Source organism: Caballeronia temeraria (genome assembly GCF_001544795.2).
Lineage (GTDB): Bacteria > Pseudomonadota > Gammaproteobacteria > Burkholderiales > Burkholderiaceae > Caballeronia > Caballeronia temeraria.
The window spans coordinates 20,257-45,014 of the sequence record NZ_FCOI02000022.1 but is presented as its reverse complement, the minus strand read 5'-3'; the positions used below and the strand labels follow the sequence as shown (position 1 = coordinate 45,014).

At 63.7% G+C, this 24,758-nt stretch carries 24 protein-coding genes; 13 read left to right on the top strand and 11 right to left on the bottom strand.

Translation table 11 applies throughout. The features are described from left to right. Positions 1 to 14 precede the first annotated feature (14 nt). Entirely contained in the window at positions 15 to 653 is a 639-nt protein-coding gene (locus tag AWB76_RS26485; protein WP_061163091.1) for a YceI family protein, read from the bottom strand. 181 nt (positions 654 to 834) lie between these two features. Here AWB76_RS26485 and AWB76_RS26480 point away from each other — a divergent pair, with 181 nt between their 5' ends. Together AWB76_RS26480 and AWB76_RS26475 are read left to right on the top strand one after the other, a co-directional pair. Continuing rightward, a complete protein-coding gene (locus AWB76_RS26480) occupies positions 835 to 1,353 on the top strand; it encodes a hypothetical protein (RefSeq protein ID WP_061163155.1) in 519 nt (172 codons plus the stop codon). 129 nt (positions 1,354 to 1,482) lie between these two features. Beyond that, positions 1,483 to 2,250 (top strand): hypothetical protein, encoded by a 768-nt coding sequence (locus tag AWB76_RS26475; protein WP_061163090.1) that lies wholly within the window; start codon positions 1,483 to 1,485, stop codon positions 2,248 to 2,250. A 50-nt stretch (positions 2,251 to 2,300) separates the two neighbouring features. On the opposite strand, the gene AWB76_RS26470 is transcribed toward AWB76_RS26475, so the two are convergent. Continuing rightward, complete coding sequence (locus AWB76_RS26470; RefSeq protein ID WP_061163154.1) at positions 2,301 to 3,203, bottom strand: LysR substrate-binding domain-containing protein; 903 nt, start codon at positions 3,201 to 3,203, stop codon at positions 2,301 to 2,303. A 133-nt stretch (positions 3,204 to 3,336) separates the two neighbouring features. Between AWB76_RS26470 and AWB76_RS26465 the strand changes: the two genes are divergently transcribed. From AWB76_RS26465 to AWB76_RS26450, 4 genes are all read left to right on the top strand, one after another. Beyond that, positions 3,337 to 4,518: a M20 aminoacylase family protein gene (locus AWB76_RS26465; protein WP_061163089.1), complete on the top strand. Its 1,182-nt coding sequence runs from the start codon at positions 3,337 to 3,339 to the stop codon at positions 4,516 to 4,518. A gap of 17 nt (positions 4,519 to 4,535) precedes the next feature. Continuing rightward, complete coding sequence (locus AWB76_RS26460; RefSeq protein ID WP_061163088.1) at positions 4,536 to 5,852, top strand: MFS transporter; 1,317 nt, start codon at positions 4,536 to 4,538, stop codon at positions 5,850 to 5,852. A gap of 144 nt (positions 5,853 to 5,996) precedes the next feature. Next, the gene (locus AWB76_RS26455) at positions 5,997 to 7,709 is read left to right on the top strand and encodes an IlvD/Edd family dehydratase (RefSeq protein WP_061163087.1); all 1,713 of its coding nucleotides are present in this window, start codon (positions 5,997 to 5,999) and stop codon (positions 7,707 to 7,709) included. A 13-nt stretch (positions 7,710 to 7,722) separates the two neighbouring features. Then, the gene (locus AWB76_RS26450) at positions 7,723 to 8,643 is read left to right on the top strand and encodes a dihydrodipicolinate synthase family protein (protein ID WP_208606614.1); all 921 of its coding nucleotides are present in this window, start codon (positions 7,723 to 7,725) and stop codon (positions 8,641 to 8,643) included. A 1-nt stretch (position 8,644) separates the two neighbouring features. Here the strand turns inward: AWB76_RS26450 and AWB76_RS26445 are convergent, their stop codons facing one another. From AWB76_RS26445 to AWB76_RS26430, 4 genes are all read right to left on the bottom strand, one after another. Further along, positions 8,645 to 9,619 carry a bifunctional helix-turn-helix transcriptional regulator/GNAT family N-acetyltransferase gene (locus tag AWB76_RS26445; RefSeq protein WP_061163086.1) on the bottom strand — a complete coding sequence of 325 codons (975 nt, stop codon included), beginning with the start codon at positions 9,617 to 9,619 and terminating at the stop codon, positions 8,645 to 8,647. A gap of 100 nt (positions 9,620 to 9,719) precedes the next feature. Beyond that, a complete protein-coding gene (gene hpnK, locus AWB76_RS26440; RefSeq protein WP_061163085.1) occupies positions 9,720 to 10,571 on the bottom strand; it encodes a hopanoid biosynthesis-associated protein HpnK in 852 nt (283 codons plus the stop codon). Between the two features lie 60 nt (positions 10,572 to 10,631). Next, positions 10,632 to 11,834 carry a bacteriohopanetetrol glucosamine biosynthesis glycosyltransferase HpnI gene (hpnI, locus tag AWB76_RS26435; protein WP_061163084.1) on the bottom strand — a complete coding sequence of 401 codons (1,203 nt, stop codon included), beginning with the start codon at positions 11,832 to 11,834 and terminating at the stop codon, positions 10,632 to 10,634. A gap of 235 nt (positions 11,835 to 12,069) precedes the next feature. Continuing rightward, positions 12,070 to 12,459: a hypothetical protein gene (locus tag AWB76_RS26430; protein ID WP_157696228.1), complete on the bottom strand. Its 390-nt coding sequence runs from the start codon at positions 12,457 to 12,459 to the stop codon at positions 12,070 to 12,072. 199 nt (positions 12,460 to 12,658) lie between these two features. On the opposite strand from AWB76_RS26430, the gene AWB76_RS26425 reads away from it, so the two are divergent. From AWB76_RS26425 to AWB76_RS26415, 3 genes are all read left to right on the top strand, one after another. Further along, positions 12,659 to 13,321 carry a response regulator gene (locus AWB76_RS26425; protein ID WP_061163082.1) on the top strand — a complete coding sequence of 221 codons (663 nt, stop codon included), beginning with the start codon at positions 12,659 to 12,661 and terminating at the stop codon, positions 13,319 to 13,321. Beyond that, the gene (locus tag AWB76_RS26420; RefSeq protein ID WP_061163081.1) at positions 13,318 to 14,697 is read left to right on the top strand and encodes an ATP-binding protein; all 1,380 of its coding nucleotides are present in this window, start codon (positions 13,318 to 13,320) and stop codon (positions 14,695 to 14,697) included. The genes AWB76_RS26425 and AWB76_RS26420 overlap by 4 nt, the downstream gene beginning before the upstream one ends. Positions 14,698 to 15,061: 364 nt before the next feature. After that, entirely contained in the window at positions 15,062 to 16,108 is a 1,047-nt protein-coding gene (locus tag AWB76_RS26415) for a Gfo/Idh/MocA family protein (RefSeq protein ID WP_061163080.1), read from the top strand. A gap of 6 nt (positions 16,109 to 16,114) precedes the next feature. Here the strand turns inward: AWB76_RS26415 and AWB76_RS26410 are convergent, their stop codons facing one another. Continuing rightward, positions 16,115 to 16,966 carry a class I SAM-dependent methyltransferase gene (locus tag AWB76_RS26410; RefSeq protein ID WP_061163079.1) on the bottom strand — a complete coding sequence of 284 codons (852 nt, stop codon included), beginning with the start codon at positions 16,964 to 16,966 and terminating at the stop codon, positions 16,115 to 16,117. Positions 16,967 to 17,139: 173 nt separating this feature from the next. Between AWB76_RS26410 and AWB76_RS26405 the strand changes: the two genes are divergently transcribed. Together AWB76_RS26405 and AWB76_RS26400 are read left to right on the top strand one after the other, a co-directional pair. After that, entirely contained in the window at positions 17,140 to 18,153 is a 1,014-nt protein-coding gene (locus AWB76_RS26405) for an AraC family transcriptional regulator (protein ID WP_061163078.1), read from the top strand. A gap of 36 nt (positions 18,154 to 18,189) precedes the next feature. After that, positions 18,190 to 19,074, top strand: a complete 885-nt coding sequence (locus tag AWB76_RS26400) for a bifunctional helix-turn-helix transcriptional regulator/GNAT family N-acetyltransferase (protein ID WP_061163077.1) — start codon at positions 18,190 to 18,192, stop codon at positions 19,072 to 19,074. On the opposite strand, the gene AWB76_RS26395 is transcribed toward AWB76_RS26400, so the two are convergent. Continuing rightward, positions 19,071 to 19,985: a LysR family transcriptional regulator gene (locus tag AWB76_RS26395; RefSeq protein ID WP_061163076.1), complete on the bottom strand. Its 915-nt coding sequence runs from the start codon at positions 19,983 to 19,985 to the stop codon at positions 19,071 to 19,073. The two genes, AWB76_RS26400 and AWB76_RS26395, sit on opposite strands and share 4 nt — an antisense overlap. A 107-nt stretch (positions 19,986 to 20,092) precedes the next feature. Continuing rightward, positions 20,093 to 21,502, bottom strand: coding sequence for an MFS transporter (locus AWB76_RS26390; RefSeq protein WP_061163075.1), 1,410 nt, complete (start codon positions 21,500 to 21,502; stop codon positions 20,093 to 20,095). Between the two features lie 267 nt (positions 21,503 to 21,769). Here AWB76_RS26390 and AWB76_RS26385 point away from each other — a divergent pair, with 267 nt between their 5' ends. Next, a complete protein-coding gene (locus AWB76_RS26385; RefSeq protein ID WP_061163074.1) occupies positions 21,770 to 22,537 on the top strand; it encodes an IclR family transcriptional regulator domain-containing protein in 768 nt (255 codons plus the stop codon). 246 nt (positions 22,538 to 22,783) lie between these two features. Further along, positions 22,784 to 23,320 (top strand): Spy/CpxP family protein refolding chaperone, encoded by a 537-nt coding sequence (locus AWB76_RS26380; protein WP_061163073.1) that lies wholly within the window; start codon positions 22,784 to 22,786, stop codon positions 23,318 to 23,320. Positions 23,321 to 23,331: 11 nt separating this feature from the next. Here the strand turns inward: AWB76_RS26380 and AWB76_RS26375 are convergent, their stop codons facing one another. Together AWB76_RS26375 and AWB76_RS26370 are read right to left on the bottom strand one after the other, a co-directional pair. Further along, positions 23,332 to 24,021, bottom strand: a complete 690-nt coding sequence (locus AWB76_RS26375; RefSeq protein WP_061163072.1) for a hypothetical protein — start codon at positions 24,019 to 24,021, stop codon at positions 23,332 to 23,334. Continuing rightward, positions 24,021 to 24,503 (bottom strand): glycoside hydrolase family 108 protein, encoded by a 483-nt coding sequence (locus AWB76_RS26370; RefSeq protein ID WP_061163152.1) that lies wholly within the window; start codon positions 24,501 to 24,503, stop codon positions 24,021 to 24,023. Before AWB76_RS26370 ends, AWB76_RS26375 begins: the two co-directional genes overlap by 1 nt. Between the last annotated feature and the right edge of the window lie 255 nt (positions 24,504 to 24,758).

The following is a 24,758-nucleotide window of genomic DNA, read 5'->3' as shown; positions in this document are numbered from 1 at the left end:
TCGCGTGACGTGCATCACTGAGCGTCATCCGCTGGCGCTTTCGAAAATTCTGCCTGAATGGCGACGTGCACATCGTCGCCGACGGCCGGATACCATGTCGTCAATCCGAATTGCGCGCGGCTGAAATGTCCATCGGCTGAAAAGCCCAGCGTTTCCTGCTTCGTGAGCGGATTGACCGCGTGGCCGTTGAACGTGACATTCAGCGTGACCGGTCTGGTCGTGCCGCGTATCGTCAGATCGCCCGTCAATATGCCCTTATCGTCGCTGGTGCGTTGAAACGCCGTGCTGACGAAGACGATCTCCGGATAGCGCGCGACGTCGAACATGTCCGGACCCTTCAGCATGCGATCGAGCAGCGGCACGTTGGTGTTGACGCTCGAAGCATCGATGCGCGCGCGCACCGCGCTTGCCGGCATTCCGTCCGCATTCCAGTCGAGTTGCGCCGTCGTCTTGTCGAATCGGATAACGAAGCGCGAGTAATGAAAATGATCGACGTCGAAGCTCACGTTCCAGTGATGCGGATCGAGTTGATATCGCCCCGGCGGCACGCTCGTTTCGCTCGATGACACATGATGCGTGACTACCTGCAGCGGCGTGCAAGCCGTCAACGCGATTGCTGCAATAAAAGGAACGAGGCGCTTATAAACCTTCATCGCGTTTTGCCTTGAAAACAAAAATGGAAACGTCGACAAGTTTCGCCGAGTTTGTGAAGACATGCGCGGCCGTCATGGGCTTTTCGTCCGCACACACGAAAATGTCGCGATCAGGTAGAGTTCGCCTCGATTCCATCTCAAAAAAATGGCGCCATTGCATCAGCGCTTTGGCGGAGAACACATGCGCACATGGCTGTCCCGATTCCGAACCTTTCGCGCGCACTTTTCGGCGGCTGTCACGCTGGCGGCGTTGGCCTGGACGCCCGCCGCGCATGCGGACTGGTGTGGCGACGGTCTTTGGGTCGATGCGATGGTCGCCTCGCATCACTTTCATCCGGACAAGGATTTCGAGCAGTTCAATCCGGGCATTGGACTGGAATGCTGGGTGGCGCCGCAATGGGCGGTGACGGGCGGATACTTTCGCAACTCGCTTTCGAAGCCGTCGTTCTATGGCGGCGGCGTATGGGGCCCGGACTTCCTTCACTGGAACCACATCAGGCTCGCGGTGATGGCCGGCCTCATCTCCGGCTATGACTACGGCAGCTACGGCATCGGCCATAACCATACGGTGGGACCGGTCGCCGCGCCGCTCATCATGCTGGATTACAAGCGCGTCGGCGCGAACATCATCCTGATTCCGCCGATCCCTTCGAGCGACCTTCCGTTCACGCTCGGCTTCATGCTCAGAGTGAAGTTCTGAGCGTTCGTTTCGCGGACATCGATCCGTGGCGACCCGCACTAAAGTTTCACAGCAATGTTCCGTTATCTCATTGTCGGCACGCCGTAACGAGCGGCAGCCCATGCTTACTTTGAAGACCACGACTACGCTATGAAACGCTTTTCGAAGCTGATGCTGCTCGCCCTGCCGATACTCGCCGCGTGCGGCGGCGGTAACGACGACAAGACGTGCGTGACGGACCTGAGCAATCTGACGAAGTCCTGCGTGGCCAATCCGTCTCATGCGTTGCCGGAAGGCATCTGGTACGGATCGGTGAATTCGTCGCAGTCGATTGCGGCGCAGACCATCGTTCTCGAAAACGGCCAGTACTTCAGCATCTACACGCAGGGCGGTTCGTTCGTGTGGCTGATCGAAGGCATCATGACGGCAACGGACGGCGCGTTCACGGATCCTGCGACGGTCGGCTTCCACAGTCTCGGCGCGATCCGGGGCGGAACGTTGTCCGGCACGTTCTCCACGAAGAGCACGCTCACCGCGACGACGAGCCTTTTCGTGAGCCCGGACACGACCGCCACGAGTTTCAACGGCAACTACAACACGACTTACGACACGCCGATCGGCATCAGCGATGTCGCGCGCACGTGGAATAGCGCGACGGGCGTCACGCCCGCCTCGACGATCACGTTCGCGGCCGACGGCACGGCGAGAGGCACGCAGAGCGCCTGCGCGTTCACCGGCAGCTTCAAACCGCGCTCGACCGGCAAGCATCTTCTCGACGGCACGTTGAATTTCACGGGCTCGTTGTGTTCGCTCGACAATATGTCGATGTCTGCCGAAGCGACCGTCGTGAACGGCCAGCTCACGATCGTCGGCGTGACGCCGCAGCGCGACCAGGCGTTCTATCTGTCGGCGCAGTAACGGCGCTGCTCTGCGATATCGCCGGGAGTGTTGCCCGCTCCCGAATATCCTCACCGGCCGCCTTTCGAACGCGCCGCGTGCTGCAAGCACTCCAGCAACACCGTAGCGGCGGGCGTCAACGGACTGTCCCGCCGCGTGACGACGCGAACCGACACCACGGGCAACGGATCGGCGATCGGAAAGATGGCGAGTCCATCGCTGACCCACGGATGTTCGAGCAACGCGGCGGGCATCGCGGCCAGCGCATCCGATCCGCGCAACAAGCCGTGCGCGATGATGAAGCTCGGACATTCGATCACGCGCTTCGGCACCATCAACCCGCGCTCGGCATATGAATCGAGCAGCGCCTGCGTCGAACTTTCCGGCGATGGATTCAGCAGCCATTCCGCCTCCGACAATTCCGCGAGCGACGTGCAGTGCCGCAACGGATGATCAGCTCTGCCAACGATTGCCGAACGGCTCTCGTACAGCTCGATGTGATCGAACTCCGGCGCGAGATGCTCGGGCACCACGACGGCCACCACGAAATCCAGCGAGCCATCGCGCAAACGCGGCATCGCGACGCCCGGAAAACCCTCGATGAAGCTCACGCGCGCGTTCGGCATCTGCTTGCGAAACGCGCGATACGCCTGCGGCAATATCGATAGCGCGGCGGTCGGCGTGACGGCCGCGCTCACGCTGCCCGCGCCGGCGCCTTTCATCTGCTCGATGTCGTCTTCGGCGCGGCGCATCTCGCTTACGATCAGATGTGCGCGCACGCGCAACTGCTGCCCGAACGCGGTCAGTTGCACGCCGCGCGCGGTGCGCAGCACGAGCGGCACGCCGAGATCCTGCTCCAGTTCCTTGATCGCCTTGGTCAACGCCGCCTGCGACAGATGAAGGCTGCGTGCGGCCGCGCGGATGCTGCCCTGCTCGGCAGTCGTCAGAAATGCGCGCAACTGGTGATACTTCATGCTCATGACCGATACCCTAGGGTTATTGCCGACAACCAATAGTCATCACGCAATAAATTTACCGTCTTTTGGTTTGCTTTTCGGCTTTATATGCTTGGGACACATTGAATTTGCATCGAGCAAGGAGTGTCACATGCTGTCAGTCGAGCCCGTCATCCCCGGCATTGCCGCCATCGCATCGGAGTTCGTCGATGTGCGCCACCGCATTCATGCGCATCCCGAGCTTGCGTATGAAGAAACCCAGACCAGCGATCTCGTCGCCGGCCTGCTCGCGCAATGGGGCTACGAAGTGCATCGCGGGCTCGGCAAGACGGGTGTCGTCGGCGTGCTGAAGGCGGGCGAGGGCGGCAAGCGGATCGGCTTGCGCGCCGACATGGACGCACTGCCAATCGAGGAAGCGACCGGCTTGCCGTACGCGAGCAAGCACACGCGCACGATGCACGCCTGCGGCCACGACGGCCACACCGCGATGCTGCTCTGCGCCGCGCGCTATCTGGCCGAAAGCCGCCAGTTCTCGGGCACGCTGATCGTGATCTTTCAGCCCGCCGAGGAAGGCGAAGCGGGCGCGCGCGCGATGATCGAAGACGGACTCTTCGAAAAATTTCCGTGCGACGCCGTGTTCGGCCTGCACAACATGCCGGGCTTTCCCGCAGGCGACATGTTCTTCACGCCGGGTCCGGGCATGGCGTCGTCGGATCGGGTGAACATCACGGTGCGCGGCGTCGGCGGTCACGGCGCGATGCCGCACGTCGCATGCGATCCGATGCCCGCGGTCGCATCGATCATGCTCGGGCTGAACAGCATCGTCGCGCGTGAAGTGGATGCGCAGAAGTCCGCGGTCGTCACGGTCGGCAGCGTGCAGGCGGGCGAGGCGTGCAACGTGATTCCCGAGACCGCGCTGATCAAACTCTCGGTGCGCGCGCTCGATGCGGGCGTGCGCAAGCAGCTTCAGGAGCGCATCACCGCGCTCGCGAACGCACAGGCGCTGGCGTTCGGCTGCACCGCCGACATCGATTACGAACTCGGCTATCCGGTGCTCGTGAATCACGCGGAACCGACCGCCTTCGCCACCGATGTCGCCACGAAAATGCTCGGCGCACAACGCGTCGATCCGGCCGCGCGGCCGCTGATGGGCAGCGAGGACTTCGCGTTCATGCTCGAGGCGTGTCCGGGGAGCTATGCGTGGATCGGCAACGGCATCGGCTCGAAGGGCGGCTGCATGGTGCACAACCCCGGCTACGACTTCAACGACGACATCCTCGCGATCGGCGCGAGCTATTGGGTGCGCCTGGCCGAAGCCTGGCTCGCCGACTGATCTCATCGGAACCCATCATGAACGCACCTACTCTTGCCAGCGCGCCGGCGAATCCTTCGATGCATACGAGCCGCGCCGCGCGCACGCGTCTCGTTCTGGCGGCGGCGGTCGGCAACGCGCTCGAGTTCTACGACTTCATCGTCTATGCGTTCTTCGCGCTCACCATCGGCAAGCTGTTCTTTCCGGTGCATGATCCGGTCGGCCAGTTGCTGCTCGCGGTGGCGAGCTTCGGCGTCGGGTTCTTCACGCGGCCGGTCGGCGGCTTGCTCATCGGCATGTACGCCGATCGCGTCGGCCGCAAGAAGGCGATGCTGCTCACCCTCGGGCTGATGGCGCTCGGCACGGCGATGATCGCGGTCGCGCCGACCTACGCGCAGGCGGGCATCGCGGCGCCCATCATTCTCGTGATCGCGCGGCTGATTCAAGGCTTTTCGGCGGGCGGCGAGGTGGGTGCATCGACGACGCTGCTGCTCGAACAGGCGCCCGCGAACCGGCGCGGCCTGTATGCATCGTGGCAGTTCTCGAGTCAGGGACTTTCGGCGCTCGCGGGCGCGCTGACGGGCGTCGCGCTCACGGCATCGCTCACGACAGCGCAGCTCGAAAGCTGGGGCTGGCGTGTGCCGTTCTTCATCGGCACGGCGATCGTTCCGGTCGGCTGGTGGCTGCGTCGAACGATGGAAGAAGCGCCGCCGCAACACGTGGCCGCCGCACCCAAAGCGCCGAAGATTCCGCTCTTCACGGTGCTGCGCGAGCATGGCCGCGCGGTGCTCAACGGACTCGGCCTGACGATCGGCGGCACGTCGGCGCACTTCATCATCGTGTTCTATCTGTCGATCTACGGCGTGAAGACGCTCGGTCTGCCGAGCTGGACCGCGATGCTCTCGGGCTGCGTGTCGGGCGCGATTCTCTTCGTCGTCGCGCCGATCGGCGGTTATCTGTCGGATCGCATCGGCCGCAACAAGCTCGCGCAGACGACGCGCATTCTACTGATGCTCGCGATCTGGCCGGCCTTCGCGTTGCTGAACCATTCGCCGAATGCGACGACGCTGCTCGCGGTCGTCACGGTGCTTTCGATCGTGCATTCGCTCAACGTGGGTCCGACCGGCGCGATGCTCGGCGAGCTGTTCCCGCGTTCGGTGCGCGCGACGGGCGCGGCGATCGTGTATAGCATCGGCGTGGCGATTTTCGGCGGCTTCGCGCAGTTCTTCGTGACGTCGCTCATCGTTATCACGAAGAGCGTGATGGCGCCCGCGTGGTACGTGATCGGTTGCGGCGTGCTCTCGGTGATCGCGGTCGCGTGCATGCGTGAACGATCGCAGGAAACGCTCGACTGATTCGTCAATTCTTGCGTTTTGACGCGCGCCGGACGCGTAGCGAGGTGTATAACTCGACGTGTCCGGGTTTCGAAAAGGCCGCCCGCGCGGCCTTTTTGCCACTGGATCCCACACTATGAATAATGCGCGATAAAGGGGACATCCATGCGCAAGCTACGCTCGCAAAGCTGGTTCGGCGGTAACGATAAAGACGCCTTCATCCATCGCTCGTGGATGAAGAATCAGGGCATTCCTCACGATCAGTTCGATGGCAGGCCGGTCATCGGCATCTGCAATACGTGGTCGGAACTCACACCGTGCAACGCGCATTTTCGCGAGCTCGCGGAATACGTGAAACGCGGCGTGCGCGAGGCGGGCGGCTTTCCGCTGGAGTTTCCGGCGATGTCGCTCGGCGAATCGAATCTGCGGCCCACGGCCATGCTGTTTCGCAATCTCGCATCGATGGATGTCGAGGAGTCCATACGCGGCAATCCCATCGATGGCGTCATTCTGCTCGTCGGCTGCGACAAGACCACGCCCGCGTTGCTGATGGGCGCGGCGTCGTGCAATCTGCCCGCGCTCGCGGTGTCGGGCGGACCGATGCTGAACGGGCGCTTTCGTGGCCGCACCATCGGCTCGGGCACGGGCGTGTGGCAGATGTCGGAGGAAGTGCGCGCGGGCACGATGACGCAGGAAGAGTTCGTCGAAGCCGAATCGTGCATGAACCGCTCGCGCGGCCATTGCATGACGATGGGCACCGCATCCACGATGGCCTCGATGGTCGAATCGCTCGGCATGGGCTTGCCGCACAACGCCGCGATTCCCGCCGTCGATGCGCGGCGTCAGGTGCTCGCGCATATGGCGGGACGGCGTATCGTCGATATGGTCAAGGAAGACCTCACGATGGACAAGATCCTCACGCGCGAAGCCTTCGAAAACGCGATTCGCACGAATGCGGCCATCGGCGGATCGACGAATGCGGTCGTGCATCTGATCGCGCTGGCGAAGCGTATCGGCGTGGAACTGACGCTCGAAGACTGGGAGCTCGGCAGCAACGTGCCGTGCCTCGTGAATCTGCAGCCATCGGGCGAGTATCTGATGGAAGACTTCTATTACGCGGGCGGCTTGCCTGCGGTATTGCGTCAGCTTGGCGAGCAAGGGCTCTTGCATCGCGATGCGCTCACGGTGAATGGCCGCACGCTCTGGGACAACGTGAGCGCCGCGCCGAACTACGACGAGAAGGTCATCACCACGTTCGAGCAGCCGTTCAAGCCGCACGCTGGCATCGCCGTGCTGAAGGGCAATCTTGCGCCGAACGGCGCGGTCATCAAGCCATCGGCGGCGACGGCATCGATGCTCAGGCATCGCGGGCGCGCGGTCGTGTTCGAGAACGTCGAAGAGCTTCACGCAAAGGTCGACGACGATTCGCTCGATATCGACGAGCACTGCATCATGGTCCTCAAAGGCGCGGGGCCGAAGGGTTATCCTGGCTTCGCGGAAGTCGGCAACATGCCGCTGCCGAAAAAGGTGCTGCAAAAAGGCATCACCGACATGGTCCGCATCTCCGATGGCCGCATGAGCGGCACGGCCTATGGCGCGGTCGTGCTGCACGTATCGCCGGAAGCGGCGGCGGGCGGACCGCTCGCGCTCGTGCAAACCGGCGACATGATCGAGCTGGATGTGGACGCGCGCCGTCTGCATCTCGACGTATCGGACGAAGAGCTGGAGAAGCGCCGCGCCGCATGGCAGCCGCCCGAATTGCCGAAGCGCGGTTACTACCGCTTGTACGTGGAGCACGTGTTGCAGGCGGATCAGGGCGCGGACCTGGACTTCCTCGTCGGTTCGAGCGGCGCGCCCGTGCCGCGCGATTCGCACTGAGCGGGAGGCGTCGATGTCGAACCTGCAAACGCCGCCGCCCGGCATGTGGCCCGTGCTGTACGCCTATTTCGATGCGCTGAACCGTCTCGACGCCGACGCCACGCGCAAGCAGATCGATGCGACCATCGCGGCGGGCGCGCCGGCCATCGTCACGCTGGGACTTGCGACCGAAGTGAATCGCCTGTCGGAAGACGAAAAGCGCACGATGATCGATGTATGCGCCGCGCGCATCGCGAATCGCGTGCCGCTCGCCGTCACGATCAGCGGCGACACCATCGATGCTCAGGTTGCGCTCGCGGAGCATGCGCTCGAACGCGGCGCGGCGTGGCTCATTCTTCAGCCGCCATCGAAACGCGGTGAGCCGGAAACGTTCTACTACGACTTCTTCGCATCGGTGCTCGAATGGACCGGCGCGAACGCGGGCATCCAGAATGCGCCGGAATATCTCGGCGTGGGCTTGTCGGCGGAGTCCGTCGCGAAGCTCGCGGCCGAGCGCCCGAACTTCCGTTTGCTGAAGGGCGAAGGGCCGGCGGTGACGATCCGCGCGACCATCGAGCGATTGCGCGCGCTCGATCAAACGCTCGCGGTGTTCAACGGGCGCGGCGGTCAGGAACTCGTGGACAACTTGCGCGCGGGCTGCGATGGCCTGATCGTCGCGCCGGATGCGTTCGATCGTCAGGTCGCCATTTACGACGCCTTTGCCGAAGGCCGCGAGCACGAAGCCGAATCGCTGTATGCGGACACGCTGCCGGAAATCGTGTTCGTGATGCAGTCCCTGGAAACGCTCACCTGTTACGGCAAGCGCATCGCGGCGTGGCGCATGGGCTTCGACGTGCTGCACGATCGCGGCGCGCGTCCGACGCCGTTCGGCATCGAATGCGCGCGTCGTTTCGCGCAGCGGCTCGGGCCGACCGCGCGCCCTTTGCGTCGATGAGTCATCGAGCCGCGCGGCGCGTGAAGCGCTGCTCGGTCACCGATGTGCCCCATTGCGTGCCTTCGGCTTCATCGCTCAACGTGAAGCCGAACGATTCGTACAAGTGGCGCGCGGCGTCCAGGCTCTTGAAGGTCCAAAGATATGTTTCGTCATACTGAGTATCGACGAAGCTCATCGCGCGCGCCATCAATTGCCTGCCCATGCCGCTGCCACGCAATGCATCGTCGATGATGAACCAGCGCAGATGCGCCACACGCGTCGCGAGATCGCCGTCGATCGCGAGCGACCCGAGCGTGCGCTCGCCTTCCATCACGAGCCATAACGCCCGGCCCTCGGCGGGCAGGCTTTCGGCGAACGCGGCCATTTCGGTCGCGACCTTGCGTTCAAAGAACACGCCGAAGCCCGCATGATGCGCATAGAAACGCGCGTGCAGACTCGCCACATCGCCGATGCAGCCCGGCCGATATCCCTCGACGATGCGCGCGCTCTCCGTATGCGCGGCGTGCGGCGTTTTGTGCTCGTGACCGTGCGCGAGGGCATCGGCATAGAGCGCGAGCGAGCGCACGAGCGTCTGCTGATCTTCGGGCACCATGCGGCGCAGCGCGTCGGAAACCTGATCGGTCGCGAACTTGTCGATCTTTCTGCGCAGCTTCTGTCCCGCCGTCGTGAGATACAGCTCGGAAGAGCGCGCATCTTCGCTCGATGTCTGCCGCGTGATGAGCCCCGCCGCTTCGAGCCGCGCGAGCTGCCGGCTCGCGTTCGACTTGTCGAGCCGAAGAATCTGCGCGATATCGCGGGCCTGTATGCCGGGCGTCGCGCCGATCTCGATGATCGCGTGCACCGCCGACGGCGCGAGGCCGCTGTCGGCTAGCGTGTTGCGCATGAAGCCGAGTTCGCGCACGAGTTTGCGCGAAAACTCGCGCAGTTCGAGGATGGTTTTGTCGCGGGATTGAACGGGTGTGTCGATGAAGTCCATGTCCTCTCCATCGGTTGCGAAGCGCAACCAGATCCGTTCAATTTAGTTGCGGATTGCAACTTTCGCAAGCGAAAAATCGCGCTCCCGAAAGTTCTCACCTTTAGGCGCGTTCCCGAGCGAGGGCGTTCGTGCGCTCCGCTTCCTGCGCGCCGAACACGTCGGCGAAACCGCCGTGCATCGCGCCGGTCGCTTCGATGGCGCGCGCCACGCGCGGCGAACACAACGCAACGAGTTCGTCTTCGTGACGATAGTTGCGCATCGAGGGCGTCAACGGTCCGCCTGCCGTCGCCGGATGGCTGTAGATTTCGAGCACGCCATCGGGCGCTTTCGCAAGCAGCGCGAGCAACGCGGCCTCGTCCATGCGGCCCGTCTGCGCGATACCCGCGACCCAGTCGTTATGAACGATGCCCGCATCATCGAGCCGCTTCTTCACCCGCGCGATCCACGGCGCGAGAAAGAGCGAGCCGTGCCTCTCGCGCGGCAGACGCATCGCACGCATGCCGAACTGCGCGCCGATTTCGAGGATCAGTTCGAGCACGGTCGGATGCAAATGAAAATGCTTGTGCACGTTGACATGATCGAGTTCGAGGCCGGTCGCCGCGAATGCCTCGAACTGCGCGTGGATTTCGCGCGCGAGTTGCCGCCGCACGCCCGGCAGAAAGTAGAAGCGCACGCCGTTCTCGAACATCGAGCTTTCGAAGTTGCCGCGCGCATCGACGAGATCGGGGATCGACCCATGCGGCAGCGAGGCGACGCCATCGGTCAGCACGAGATGCAGACCGATGCGCAACGCCGGCAACTCGCGCGCGATCTTCACGGCGTGGTGCGCGGCGCGTGCCCCGGCCATCAGACTCGCGCACGTGAGCACGCCCTCGCGATGCGCGCGCGCGACCGCATCGTTCACGCGTTCGTGCAGGCCGAAGTCATCGGCGGTGACGATCAGACCGCGCACGGCATCAGGCTTTGTGTACGTGCAAACGCTGGATTCATGCTGCGAGACCCGGTGAGTGCGTCATTGACTGTCGGAGGCATTGGCATCGTAATGCTCGTGGGCGTCGTCGAGCGGAATGCGCACGCCGCGCCACACGACGCTCGATCCGAACGATGCGGCGAGCCATTGCAGCCACATCAGCATATCGCGCAGCGGAATGAGCGGCAGATCGCGCCAGAATGCGCGCCACGAGCGCGCGCTTCGCTTGTGCAGCAGAAGCCGCGCGGAGAGGCCGAGCGACGTGCTCAGATCGACGATGGTGTCCGCGATGCCTCTCGTCACGTCGGCTCCGTGTTCGAAGCCGAGTCCGAGCAGCGCGCTCGTCAGGAGCCACGGCGTGGTGAACGTGAGGCACAGGCCCGCGAAGCCGAGCGGATTGACCGAGCGGATCGTGCGCAGCCAGCGCGTTTCGCGGTTCCAGAGCGAGGCGAGATCGCGCTCGATCACATCCGTTGCGACGACGACATCGGACAGCACGGTGCGCAAACCCAGCGCGCGCACGTGCTCGGCGAGCCAGTAATCGTCGGCGAGACAGTCCCGCACGGCTTCGAAGCCGCCGGCGTTCACGAGCGTATCGCGTCTGAGCGCGAGCGTCGCGCCGAAGCCGAAACGTCGCTGGCCGAGCACATTCGCCACATGCACGGAAGGCGCGAACCATTCGTCGATGAACAGCGCACCGATGCGCGACCAGAAGCCGCCCACGCGCCGCGCGCGATACAGGCACGTGACGATGCCTACGTCCGCATCCGCGAGCGGCCCGGTCACGCGCACGAGATAGTCCGGCTCGACGGCGATATCGCTGTCCGCGATTACGATGAGATCATGCTTCGCGCGCGCGGCGAGATTGATGAGATTGGCGACCTTGCGATTGCTGCCGTGCGCGCTGCCGCCGATCAGGAGTTCGATATCGCGTTGCGGAAAAGCGCGCGCGAGCCGCTCGACGACGCCCGCGGCAGGGTCCGACGCGCTCGCCACGCCGAACAACAATTGATACGACGGATGCGTCTGCGTGCAGAAGGTCTCGAGATTCGAGTAAAGGCGCGGCTCGATGCCGCACAGCGGCTTCAGCACGCTGACCGGAGCGGGCGCGTCGCCACGGCGCCGCGCGCCGGCCGTGCCGCGCAGCCCGGGAAAGATGAACGCCGCGAGCGTCGCGTGGCAGGTCGCCGCGCAGCACAGCGCGATCACGATCCATAAGAGCAACGGAACCGGATGCGGCGTCATGATCGGTTCGGGTGCATGTAGCAAAGGAACGACGGCATGATGATCCCCACAGTTGCCCAGCGAGCCGGGAACTCGAAGACTGCATCGGCAAACCTTAAGAGATGCTTAGGTAAGCGAACGAATGCACATTGAAAGACACATGAAATGAATGTGTATCGACGCGCTAAGTGAATGCAGCGGACAAAAAAAACCCGGCTCTGAGGCCGGGTGAATGAGATCGGACGCGATTCCGAGGTCACGCCCGACCGCGTGGCACTCTGCAGGACGCCGCTGCGTGGGGACACGCATGCGCGGCGTTCAGCCGTGAGCCGGCCGGATGAAGTTCCACATGAAGTTGCACGAGCCAGTCGCCTGGACTAGTCCCGTCGATGACGAGCCTGTCCGCGGTCCAGGCGATGCGGCTTGCCGCTCTGGCCGCATCGAATTCGAGCTTCGCGATACGCCGCACGATCAGCACGATGCCCGCCGCGCTCGCGAGCGTCGCGAGCCGCACCGTGATGCTTTCGATCGCATGAATGTGACCCGCGCATCCGCAGACCGTGAACCACGCTGCATCCGACGCGGCCACGCACAATGCGATCAGCACCGCGTTCGTACGCAGAGAAACGAGTGTGGACGCTCGCATCGGCATCTCCGGGGCCGAACGGCCGCCAATCGGCACGTTCGACGTATAGTGCGCGAACGATGCTTATGCGATGCTTAAGCACCTGGCGCGAATAGCCGATAACGGGGACATAATGTGCGATCGCGCGCAAAGCTTAAGTGGCGCTTAAGCATGCAAGCCGGACAATCGGCGGCGACCCGTTCGAGCCTGGAGAAAGTGCATGCGCCTGTTATTGGTGGAGGACGACGAGATGATCGCGGAGACCGTGCTCGCCGCGTTGCGCCGCGCCGGTTACACCGTCGACTGGGCGCAGGATGGCCGCGCCGCGGAGCTTTCGCTCGGCAACGGCGTATATGACCTCGTGCTGCTGGACCTCAACCTTCCCAAGCGCGACGGCCTCGACGTGCTCGCCACGTATCGCAAGGACGGCGGAGACGCGCCCGTGATCATCCTGACTGCGCGCGATGCCGTCGACGATCGTATCCGCGGGCTCGATGCCGGCGCGGACGATTACCTGATGAAGCCCTTCGATCTCGACGAACTCGCTGCCCGCGTGCGCGCGCTGCTCAGACGCCGCACGGGCCACAAGCATCCGGTGTATTCGCATGGCGAACTCTCGCTCGATCCGGCCGCGCACGAAGCGACCAAGGGCGGCGTCGCGCTCAATCTCGTGCCGCGCGAATTCGCGCTGCTGCAGGCGCTGATCGAAGAGCCGTCGCGCGTATTTCGCCGCTCGGAGCTCGAAGAGAAGCTGTACGGCTGGGGCGAGGAAGTCGGCAGCAACGCGATCGAAGTCCACGTGCACAGCCTGCGTCGCAAGATCGGCGCCGAAGAGATCGTGACGGTGCGCGGCGTGGGGTATCGACTGAAGAGGATCGGATGACATCCATACGCCGATGGCTGCTCGGATGGCTCATCTGCGGCCTCGGCCTCGCATGCCTTTTCGCGGGCATCGGCATATTCAACGCGGCGCGCCTCGAAGCGGGCGAGCTCTTCGATTACGAACTGCGCACAGTCGCGCTCTCGCTGCCGCATAACATCTCCGCCGACGATGTCGCGCAGGGACGCAATCCGGAACTGCACGGCATCGCTGACGATAGGCTCGTCATCGACATCTGGGATATGAGCGGCCGGCTCATCTATCACTCGCCGCACGAACCCGCGCTGCCGCGCTTCGGCGAGGGTTTCGAATCGGCGGACCGCGAAGGCTATCGCTGGCGCGCGTTCGGCGTCGCGCAGCCGGATCGCTTCGTGCAGGTCGCGCAGCCTTATTTCATTCGCGACGATCTCGCCATGTCGCTCGCGCTGCGCACGATCTGGCCGCTCGCATTGCTGATTCCGGTGATCGTCGTGATCGTGCTCGTGGTGGTCGCGCGCGGGCTTTCGCCGGTGCGATGGCTGTCGCAATCGCTCATCGCGCGCTCGCCCGAATCGCTCGAACCGATTGTCTTCGACAAGCCGATGCCCGACGAACTGCGCCCGCTCGTCGATGCATTGAACGGTCTGCTCGCGCGTCTCTCCGAAGCATCGCAGGCGCAGCGCACGTTCGTCGCGGATGCCGCGCATGAGCTGCGCACGCCGCTCACGGCGCTCAAGCTGCAGATGCAAGGTGCGATCGGCGATGGTTCGCTTCAGGTCGATGCCGCGACGCTCGCGAAAATCGATGGCCGGTTGAATCGCCTGATCCATCTCGCGCAGCAGCTGCTCAGCATGGCGCGTGAAGATGCCGCGCGCGAAATCGCCATCTTGCCGATGAGCCTGCGCACGCTGTGCGAGATTCGCGTCGGCGATTTCTCCTTGCTGGCCGAAGCACGATCGATCGATCTCGGCCTCGAACTCGAACAGGCGCAGGACGATCACGATGCGTTCACCGTCATGGGCGACTCGCACGCGCTCGCCGTGCTCGTGAACAATCTGCTCGACAACGCGATCCGTCATACGCCGCACGGCGGCCGCGTCGACGTGACCTTGCGGCGCGAACCGGAAGGCATTGCGCTGACCGTGCTCGACTCCGGACCGGGCATTCCCGAGAGCGAAATCGAACGCGTATGCGACCGCTTTTATCGATGTGTCGGCACATCCGGGCACGGCAGCGGACTCGGACTCGCCATCGCGCTGCGCGTCGCGCAGCGGCATCACGCGACGCTCGAAATCAAAAATCGCGATGACGCGAGCGGGCTCATCGTCGCGGTACGCGGCTTGCGCGCCGTAACGTCGACGACGCGCGCGAAGGATATCGTCGGCGGAATGCACGCCTGAATGAAAACGCAAGAAGCGGGGCGTCGCGCGTGATCAGCGCGGCGAAGCTTGCTCTTTCAGTCTTTCATTTCATGGTGCGCCTGTCATGAAGCAGCTCGTTTTGCTATGCGCATGTCTCGCGTGGACGTGCGTAGTCTGCGCAACAGAAGCGCCCGCCGCGGCTTCGTCTGCGGCATCTGAACCGGAGACCTTGAAGGAACGGCTCGGCGATAAAGCCAGCGATGAACAGCGGGTCGACAATTGCCATGTGCCGGTGGACCAGCGCGGCACGAAAGTTCGTCCCGACACGTGCATGCCCTGAAGCGCGCGCGGATGTGATACCGTTGCGGGATGAACCATTTGGTACAAATTCAAGGAGCCCGCCTTGTCTTCCACTCAAGCTTCATCCGTCCTGCGCCTCGGCATTCTCGGCGGCGCGAACATCGCCAGACAATTCACGCGTGACGTGAGGCCGAGCGAGCGCGTGCGCGTCGTCGCCGTCGCGAGCCGCAACGAAGAGAACGCGAAAGCCTTCGCGGAAGCGAACGGCATCGAAACGTCGTTCGGCAGCTATGACGCACTGCTCGCAAGCCCGGACATCGACGCCGTCTATATTCCGCTGCCGAACAGCCTGCACGCCGAATGGGCGATCAAGGCCGCGGACCACGGCAAGCACATCCTCTGCGAAAAGCCGCTCGCGCTCGATCGCGATGAAGCCGCGCGCATGTTCGAAGCCGCCGACCGCAACGGCGTGATGCTGCTCGAAGCGTTCCCGTACTACTTCCAGCCGCAGACCGCCGCGATGATGTCGCTGATCGGCGAAGGCGCGATCGGCGATGTGCGCGCGATTCAGGCGTGCTTCGGCTTCACGGTCGGCAATCCCGGTGCGAACATCCGCATGAAGCCCGAGCTCGGCGGCGGCGCGCTGCTCGACGCGGGCAGCTATCCGTTGAGCCTCATTCGTCTCGTGATGGGAAGCGCACCGCAACGCGTCAATGCGGTGGCGACGTGGGCGGACAGCGCCGTCGACATCAGTCTCATGGCGACGCTCATCTACGCCGACGGCCGCCGCGCGCAAGTCTCGTGTTCGATGGACGCGGCGAATCATCGTTACGCGACGATCATCGGCACGCAGGGCACCATCGACACCGAGTATCTCAATCACACAAGCGCGCAGACGGCGGGCGATCAATACGGCTATCTGCCGAGCCAGATGCGCGTGCGCCGCGGCATTCCGAATTCGGTGCCCTTCGAGCTGGTCGCATCCGACGCGGGCAGCGGTTTCTTCTTCGCGGCGGAAAGCTTCGCGCGCATGGTCGAGACGCGCGATGCCGCCGCTATCGAGTACTACGCGCAAGTGAGCCTCGATAACGCCGCGACGCTTGCGGCGATCATCGAGAGCGCGCGCAGCGCGAAGCCCGTCGCGCTCTGAACACGATCAGCGCCTGACGATCATGACTTCCATGTACTCGCTCGGCACCACGAGCGAGGAGGGCCCCGCCGTATTGCATCGATCGAGCAGGCCGCCGATATCGCGCTCGAGATCCGCCTGCTTCGCGGCATCGAGCGCCGCGAACGCGCGATGCACGGGTCCATAGAAATCGCGGAACACCTGTATCCAGTGCGCGGCCGATTCATAGCGCATGTTGAAGTGCTTGCGCACGCAACGAATGTCGGCGGCCTGCGCGCCGAAGAGCGCGACGAGATGCGGTTCGGTGCCCCACAGCGCGGGCGATTGCAGCCCCGCGGGCGGCGGCACGTAAGCGCCGATGATCTTGAACAACTGGCCGATGAAACCTTCGGGCGTCCAGTTCGCCATGCCAATGCGCCCGCCGCTTCTCGTCACGCGCAGCATCTCGCTCGCGGGACGCGTGTGATCCGGCGTAAACATCGCGCCGAACGTGGATAGCACGACGTCGAAGCGGGCGTCATCGAAGGGCAGGTTCTCCGCATCGGCGACCTCGAATTCGACCGCGAGCCCTTCGGCTTGTGCGCGCGCACGGCCCTTTTCCAGCAACGCGGGAACATAGTCGGTCGATGTCACGTGTGCGAAGCGGCGCGCGGCGGCGAGCGTCGCATTGCCGTTGCCGGCGGCGATATCGAGCACGCGCTCGCCGGCGCGCACATCGACCGCTTCGGCCAGCATTTCGCCCACGATCTGCAACGTCGTGCCGATCACCGCGAAGTCTCCGCTGGCCCACGTGGCCTGCTGCCGGGCCTTGATCGCGGCGAAGTCGGGTTGCGCCTTGGCCGGCTCGTCGCAGACCGCGGATGTATTCAACGCATGCATGGTTACCTCTCCAGATGACGGATGATGGGTCGAGCATCGCCCTGATAGCGGGCATGTGCAGTATCCCGTTACCATCGCTTCGACGCCTGCCCGCGAGTCGCCGCGAATTGTCCGTTCGTCCGCTTCCGTGTCGCGCTGCGTCGCGGCGTTGCTTTCGATCTGCGGGAGCCGACATGAGCCACGACATCCTGTCCGATGTTTTGCGCACGGTGCGTCTGCGCGGCGCGCTGTTCTTTCACGTGAGCGGCAATCGAAGCTGGGCCGCCGAAGCGCCGCCCGCGCGCGATATCGCGAGCATCGTCATGCCGGAATGCGAGCACGTGATGGAGTATCACGTCGTGACGCGCGGAAACTGCTGGGGCGCGATCGTCGGCGAGGCGCCGGTGCGGCTCGCGAGCGGCGACATCATCGTGTTTCCGCACGGCGATGCCCACGTGATTTCGAGCGCGCCCGGCATACGCGCGGAGATCGACTTCAGCGCGTGGTCGGCGAAGATCGATCAGTTGCCCTTCACGCTGACCTACGACGCGGTCGAAGCGCGCAACAATCCCTGTCCCGACGATACCTACGAAACAATGCTCGTATGCGGCTTTTTAGGCTGCGATCTGCGTCCGTTCAATCCGCTGATCGCGACGTTGCCGCGCCTGTTGCATTTGCAGGAGTCGGGCACGCACGGGTGGATTAATCACTTCATGCAGCAGGCGGTGGTCGAGTCGCGTCACAAGCGGCCGGGCGGCGAGGCGATGCTCGAGCGCATGAGCGAAATGATGTTCGTCGATGCGGTGCGTCGCTATGTCGACGTGCTGCCCGATGAAAGCCGCGGCTGGCTCGCGGGCTTGCGCGATCGCTTCGTCGGACGCGCGCTCGCCGTCATGCACGATGAGCCCGCGCACGAATGGACCGTCGAAGAGTTGGGCGACCGCGTGGGCCTCTCGCGTTCGGCGTTGCACGAGCGTTTCGTCGATATCGTCGGTTTGCCGCCGATGCAGTATCTCGTCAACTGGCGCATGCAAGTCGCGGCCGGACTGCTGCGCAATACGAACGCGACGATCGCATCCGTCGCGCAGGACGTCGGCTATGCATCGGAAGCCGCGTTCATTCGCGCGTTCAAGCGTCTCGTCGGCAAGCCGCCTGCTACGTGGCGCCGGGAAAAGAGCCGCGTGGATGCCGTGACGCAGGCACAGTGATTGACTTCGGTAGATTCTCTGACTAGAGTCAGAGAGATGACCCCGACCGATATCAACCAGATTCGCAGCTTCAATCGGACCGTTGCCGAAGGCATCGGCGCGCTCAACGATCATTTTCTCGGGCGCGGCCGTCCTATGGGCGAGTCGCGGCTGCTTTGGGAAATCGGCGCGCACAGCGTCGATCTTCGCGTGCTGCGCGAACGTCTCGGTCTCGACTCGGGCTATCTGAGCCGCACGCTCGCTGCGCTGGAGCGGCAAGGGCTCGTGGCGGTCGCGCCGAGTCCGGACGATCGCCGCGTGCGCCGCGCCCGTCTGACCGATGCGGGCCGCGCCGAACGCGACGAACTCGAACGGCTTTCGGATGAAGTCGCGAGCGGCATGCTCGCGGCGTTGAACGAAGCGCAGCGTCAGCGGCTGATCGCGGCGATGGCCGAAGTCGAGCGCCTGCTGCAACCATCGCTGATCCGTTTCGCGATAGAAGATCCCACGAGCGCCGACGCACAATGGTGCATCGGTCAATACTTCGTAGAGCTGAACGCGCGGTTCGATTCAGGCTTTGATCCGGCCATGAGCCTGTCCGCCGATGCAAGCGAACTCATCGCACCGAAGGGCGCGCTGATCGTGGCGCGGCTGCGTGGCGCGGCCATCGGGTGCGTCGCGCTCAAGTTTCATGGCGCGTCGCCGGCCGAGCTGAAGCGAATGTGGGTGAGCGCCGACGCGCGCGGGCTCGGCGTGGGACGCCGGTTGCTCGAAGAGGCCGAAAGGCACGCGCGGGAGAGCGGCGTGAAGGTCGTGCGTCTCGAGACGAACAAGACGCTTGCGGAAGCGATCGGCTTATATCGGCGATCAGGATATGTCGAAGTCGCGCCGTTCAGCGACGAGGCTTACGCCGATCACTGGTTCGAGAAAGCGCTGCGTTAGTTCGTTCCCGTCAACGCGACGACGAGATCGAGAAACGCGCGCGTCTTCGCCGGCGGATGATGCCGCGACGGATAAAACGCGTAGAGCGGGAAGCGCTCGTCGGGCCAGTCGGGAAAGAGATCGACGAGCTGGCCATCGGCGAGCAGATGTTCATGGCCGAGCAGAAGAATCTGCGCGATGCCGTAGCCCGAGAGGATCGTGCTCATCATCGTGCCGGGATCGTTGAGCGTGAGACGGCCGCGCGTCTCCACGACGACGCGCTTCTTCTTGCGATGAAACTCCCACGCAAACGGCCGCGCCGTCTCGGGATCGCGGAACTCGATGCACGTGTGCGCGTCATCGGCGAGCGCTTGCGGTGTCGCGGGCTTGCCGTGCCGCTCGATATACGAAGGCGCGGCGACCGTGCGCACCGGCGTATCGAGCAGCTTGCGCGCGACGAGACTCGAATCGCGCGGCGCGCCGAAGCGCACGGCGAGATCGAAGCCATCCGCGATCATGTCGCCGAGCCGATCGCTCGTGATGAGTTCGAGTTGCAGATCGGGATGGGCGTTCAGGAACGCATCGAGCTTCGGGCCGAGCAGGAGCCGCGAGAAGATCGGATCGACGTTCACGCGCAGGCGTCCGCGCACGGCCGTCGCGCCTTCCGATGCGCTCGCCGCCGCTTCCTCCAGACCCGCGAGATGCGGCATCACATGTTCGAAGAAACGCCGGCCATCGTCGGTGAGCGAGACGCTGCGCGTCGTGCGATCGAAGAGACGAATCTTCAGGCGCGCTTCGAGACGCGCGATCGCACGGCTCACGCCGGGCTGCGACATGCCGAGCCGGTCGCCTGCGGCGGCGAACGTGCCGGCATCGACGATCGCCGCGAACACGCTGATGCCGTTGAGAATGCGTTCGTTGAAGCCGGCCATTCATGCCTCCGCGTCATGAGCGAGAAGGCATTCATGTTATCGCGATGCGCGCGGCAAAAAAAACGGGCCCCGAAGGGCCCGAGAAAATCACTCCAACACGGTCAACTTTATGCGTGGCGCGCCTTGGCCACCTTGTCCACGGAGATCGAGTCGGCGCGCAGGCGCTCGTATTCCTGCTCGCTCATCGGCACGGCGTCCTTCTTGCCGAGATCGTTCAGACGGATGCGATACGTCTCACGCGCCGTGTAGGCCGCGATCGCCGCGATGATCGTCACGCCGAAAGCAATGGCGCCGACCGTCAGCGGGATGTTGTTCGATCCCGGAGGCGCAACCGCTGCGAAGAGCGCGGGCAGCAGCGCGGTGATCGTCGTGCCGATGTTCTGTGCGATCGCCATCGCCGAAACACGCGAGCGGGTCGGGAACAGTTCCGGGTAGAAGCTCGGGAAGATTGCGTTATAGCCCTGATACACGACGCCCCACATCAAGAGCGACATCAGGAACGCGAGTGGCACGCTGTGGATGCTGATCGCATAGAGATACGCGAACGCCAGCACACCCGAGATCAGCGATCCGCCGATCATCATCGGACGGCGGCCGATCTTGTCGGACAGATTGCCGACGAACGGAATCACCAGCACCGCGACGATATTGCCGACCACCGGAATCCACAGATACACGCTCTTGTGAAAGCCGATGCCATACGACGACTGCACCGCATACGCCGCACCGAAGATCGTCGCGACGACGGGAATCACGTTCATCAGCGCCATGCAGACGACGCGGATCATGTCGGGCGTGCTGTTGGCGAACGCTTCCTTGATCGGCGACTTCGGCAGATCGCCGTGCGATTCCTCGGACGTGAACGCCGGCGTTTCATGCACTTCCTTCCGGATGATATAGCCCGCGACCAGCACGAACGCCGACAGCAGGAACGGCACACGCCAGCCCCACGAGTTGAACATGTCTTCCGGCATGAACGTGGCGAGCGGCAGGAACACGGCGGCGGCGAGAATCTGGCCGGCCTGCACGCCTTGCAGCGTGAAGCTCGCGTAGTAGCCGCGACGTCCGAACGGTGCGTGCTCCAGAATCATCGAGCTGGCGCCGGAGATTTCACCGGCCACGGCGAAGCCCTGCACCAGACGCAGCACGACGAGCAAGGCCGGTGCGAGCATGCCGACGCTGTGATACGTCGGCAGCAGGCCGACGGCCATCGTCGAGAAACCCATGAGGAACATGCAGATGAGCAGCACGTTTTTGCGGCCGTGCGTATCGCCCAGATGGCCGAGCACGAATGCGCCGATCGGACGTGCCACGTAGCCCACACCGTACGTCGCGAGCGACGCGATGATCGCGACCTTCGGATTGCCCGACGGGAAGAACAACTGCGGGAAAATGAGTGCGGCGGCCTGGGCGTAAATGAAGAAGTCGTAATACTCCAGCGCCGAGCCGATCCAGCCGCTCGCGGTCGCTTTTTTCGCCTGGCGGCCGCTGTGCGCGTCTTCCTTAGGGCTAGCCATAGAGATGTCTCCGAACAATGGGTTTATGGAGTTGAGCCTGGAATCTGGCCGAGCAGCGGTGCGTTTTGGTTTGCCGCAATACGCTTGCTCTGAAAGTGATTGGAGAATAAAAGCGCAATCCCTTTCGATCAACGTTTTATGATAAATTTTGCGCGATTATCGCACGCGTGTGTCCGATAATCGATCACTTTGGGGGTTAGCACTAGCCATTGGCTTTAATGGAGCGCCGAAACAACGCCTGATCCATAACTAAACAGACATGGAAGCATGACTAAACCGGAACTCGACAAGCGCGACTGGATTGCCGGTCTGGAAAAGGGCCTGGCGATCCTCGAAGCCTTCGACGATCAGCACGCGCGCATGACGCCGACGCAGGCTGCGGCGCGCACCGGCCTCACGCGCACGGCCGCGCGGCGCTATCTGCTGACGCTCGCGCATCTCGGCTACGTGCAGACCGACGGCAAGCTCTTCAATCTCACGCCGCGCGTGCTGCGCATGGGCTGGTCGTATTTCGAATCGGCGCGGCTGCCGCGCATCGTGCAGCCTTATTTGCAGCAGTTGAGCGCGCTGATTCATGAATCGGTGTATGTGAGCGTGCTCGATGACTGGGACCTCGTGATCATCGCGCGCAACGGCTCGACACGCGTGATGACGACGGGCTTCGTGCTCGGCGCGCGCGTGCCGGCCGCGCTGATGTCGGGCGGCATCGCGATGCTTGCGTACATGGACGAGACATCGGTGCGCGGCTGGCTCGACGCGACCGAGTTCAAGCCGTTCACGCCGCTCACGATCACGAATAAGGAAAAGCTCTACGAGAAGATCCGGCAGGCGCGCGTGGACGGCTACGTCGCGATCGAGCAGCAATTGCAGATGGGCGTGCGCGGTGTGGCGGTGCCGATGAAGAACCGGCATGGCGAAGTGGTGGCGGCGTTGTCGGCGAACATGCCGATTGGGAAGGAAACGTCCGAGGCGGCGCTCGCTCGCGTGTTGCATCCGTTGCAGGAGACGGCGTTGTCGATGTTGAACGTGATTTGAGCGCGTGTGGATCGCGTAAAGGTGAGGGTTTTCGGGATTGTGCGTTTTACGGCGTTTTCAGCCCTTGTTTCAAGGGGTTTTCTGAATCATCGATGACTCAAAGGTGAAGGTTTTCGGGAGCGCGTGACCTAAGACGTTCGGCCTCACTCTCACCTAATTCCCCCTCCCTAGACTCCTTTCGATGGTTGCAGCGACGAAACGCACGCAGCCTCCACCAGACATCGACACACGGAAAGGGGAATCGACATGACCCAGCTCAACGCATCCGCGAACGCACGCAAGGCACAACGCGGCGGCCTGCTTCTCAAGCTTTCGGCATTGACCGTCGTTACCGCGCTATCGCTCGGGGTCGGCGCCGCGCCGGTCTATGCGCAGGCCTTGCCGATGGATAACGATATCGCCATCCACGTACAGCCGGTCAACATGCGCACCTTGCACGACCAGTTGAATCTCAAGCCCGATCAGGAAGTGCAGTGGCAAACCGCTTTGCAGGCGATGCAGCAGAGCCACGCCAGCGAACGCATGAACGCGGATCAGATGCAGGCGCGCATGCAGACGATGCTCCAGCAGCCGATCCTCGATCTCTCCGCCTTGCACGCGGTACACGATAAAGCCGCGCAACAGGACGCGCCGCTCGCCGATCAGTCCGCGAAAGCGTGGCTCAAGTTCTACAGCGGCCTCACCGATCAGCAGAAGAAGACCTTCAGCGATGCGATGCGCCCGCAGTTCGAGAACATCGCGCATCATCCGGCGCGTCCGTACGATCCGCGCACCGGACTCTGATGCGATGACGCTCAGGACGCGCCCGTGAAGATCGGCCCTTGCCCGCCCGGCATGAACGCAGGCGATGCAGAGTCGGCGTGCGCGCCGCTTTGATCGCGCGATGACGCTGCGGGCGCCGGATCGCGCAACGTTACGGCGGTCTCGGGCGTGATCGGCACGCTGGGTTGCGCGAGCAGTTCGGTCTTGCGCATCGAGCCAGCAGACGTCCCGAAGTAATACCCGATGATGCTGATCCACGCGGTCCCGAGCGCGCCGACCACGACGTTCACGAGATCGCGATTCGCCTCGGGCAACGCACGCAACGCCATCAGCAGCAGAATCCCGAAGAAGCCGCCGGTCACGGCCATCGCGAGGAACTTCGGCACCCAGTCCTTATTCGCGATGCTCATTGCGCGAGCATCGGCGCGATCGCCCGCCGCGATGCGCGCCATGTCCGCTTCGAACGACAGGCGCGCCTGCGCCGCCGCCACCACCAGTTGCTGCAATTGCAGCGAGTTCGCGCTTTCGGCCTGCGCGATCTTGTCGAGCGCAGCGGGATCGTTGAGCGCGGTTTCGACGACATTGGGATCGTTCGGAGTGCCAAGCGCATGTGAAATAATCGCCGCCGCAGTCGTCACGCCGAGCCCGACCGGCCCGCCGATAAGACCCGCCAGAAGCGGTGCCTTCGCACCGATGGTTGCCGCCACTTTCGACCAGTCCATCATGCTGCTCCCAAAAGAAGATTCGTCGCCATGCGATCGGTCCAGCCGCGGCTGAACGTCGGCCATGCATGCAAGCCCTTCAGATAACGCAATCGATAAGCAATGAAGCGCAGAACGAAGCGCATCGGATCGGCGGCCTTCACGGCATCGACGGTATCGGGGCCGAACTTGCCGTCTTCCTTCGCGCCCGATGCCTTCTGCATCCACAGCACGACGAGGCCACCGTTGTAGTTCGCGTCGAAAATCTGGAAGGCGACGCGCGGATCGAATTCGTCGAGATGCAGCGGGTCCCAGTACTTCTGCTTGGCGATGCGCTTCGCGAGATCGAGCGGCAAATCCTTCATCGCGCCTGCATAGCCATAGCCGCGCGCGACACGCGCCGTCACGCCCCACATCGTTTCGCCGCCCGGGTCAGCCGGGTTGAATGAGTAACCGCCTTCGCTGCCGATCAGCGCCCGGAAGGCGTCGTCGAAGTTGTTCATGGTGATCTCCTTGGCGCCTGCGTGTGCCGCCGGAACCTTCGTCGCGGCGCCGGAAGAAACGGGCCGGCGCACGAGGCGCCGGCCCGGTCGCGTCAAACAGTGGCAGGCAGTCATGACGCGACGGGACGCCTTATGCATCGGCTGTGCCAGTCGATGCACGAAACGCGCGCGAGCCTTATGTGGCAAGGCGCACGAAGCGCATCGTGGAAGCCGCGAAAAAAGCGAACTGTCGTGCATGGCCCAACGTTTTTCGGC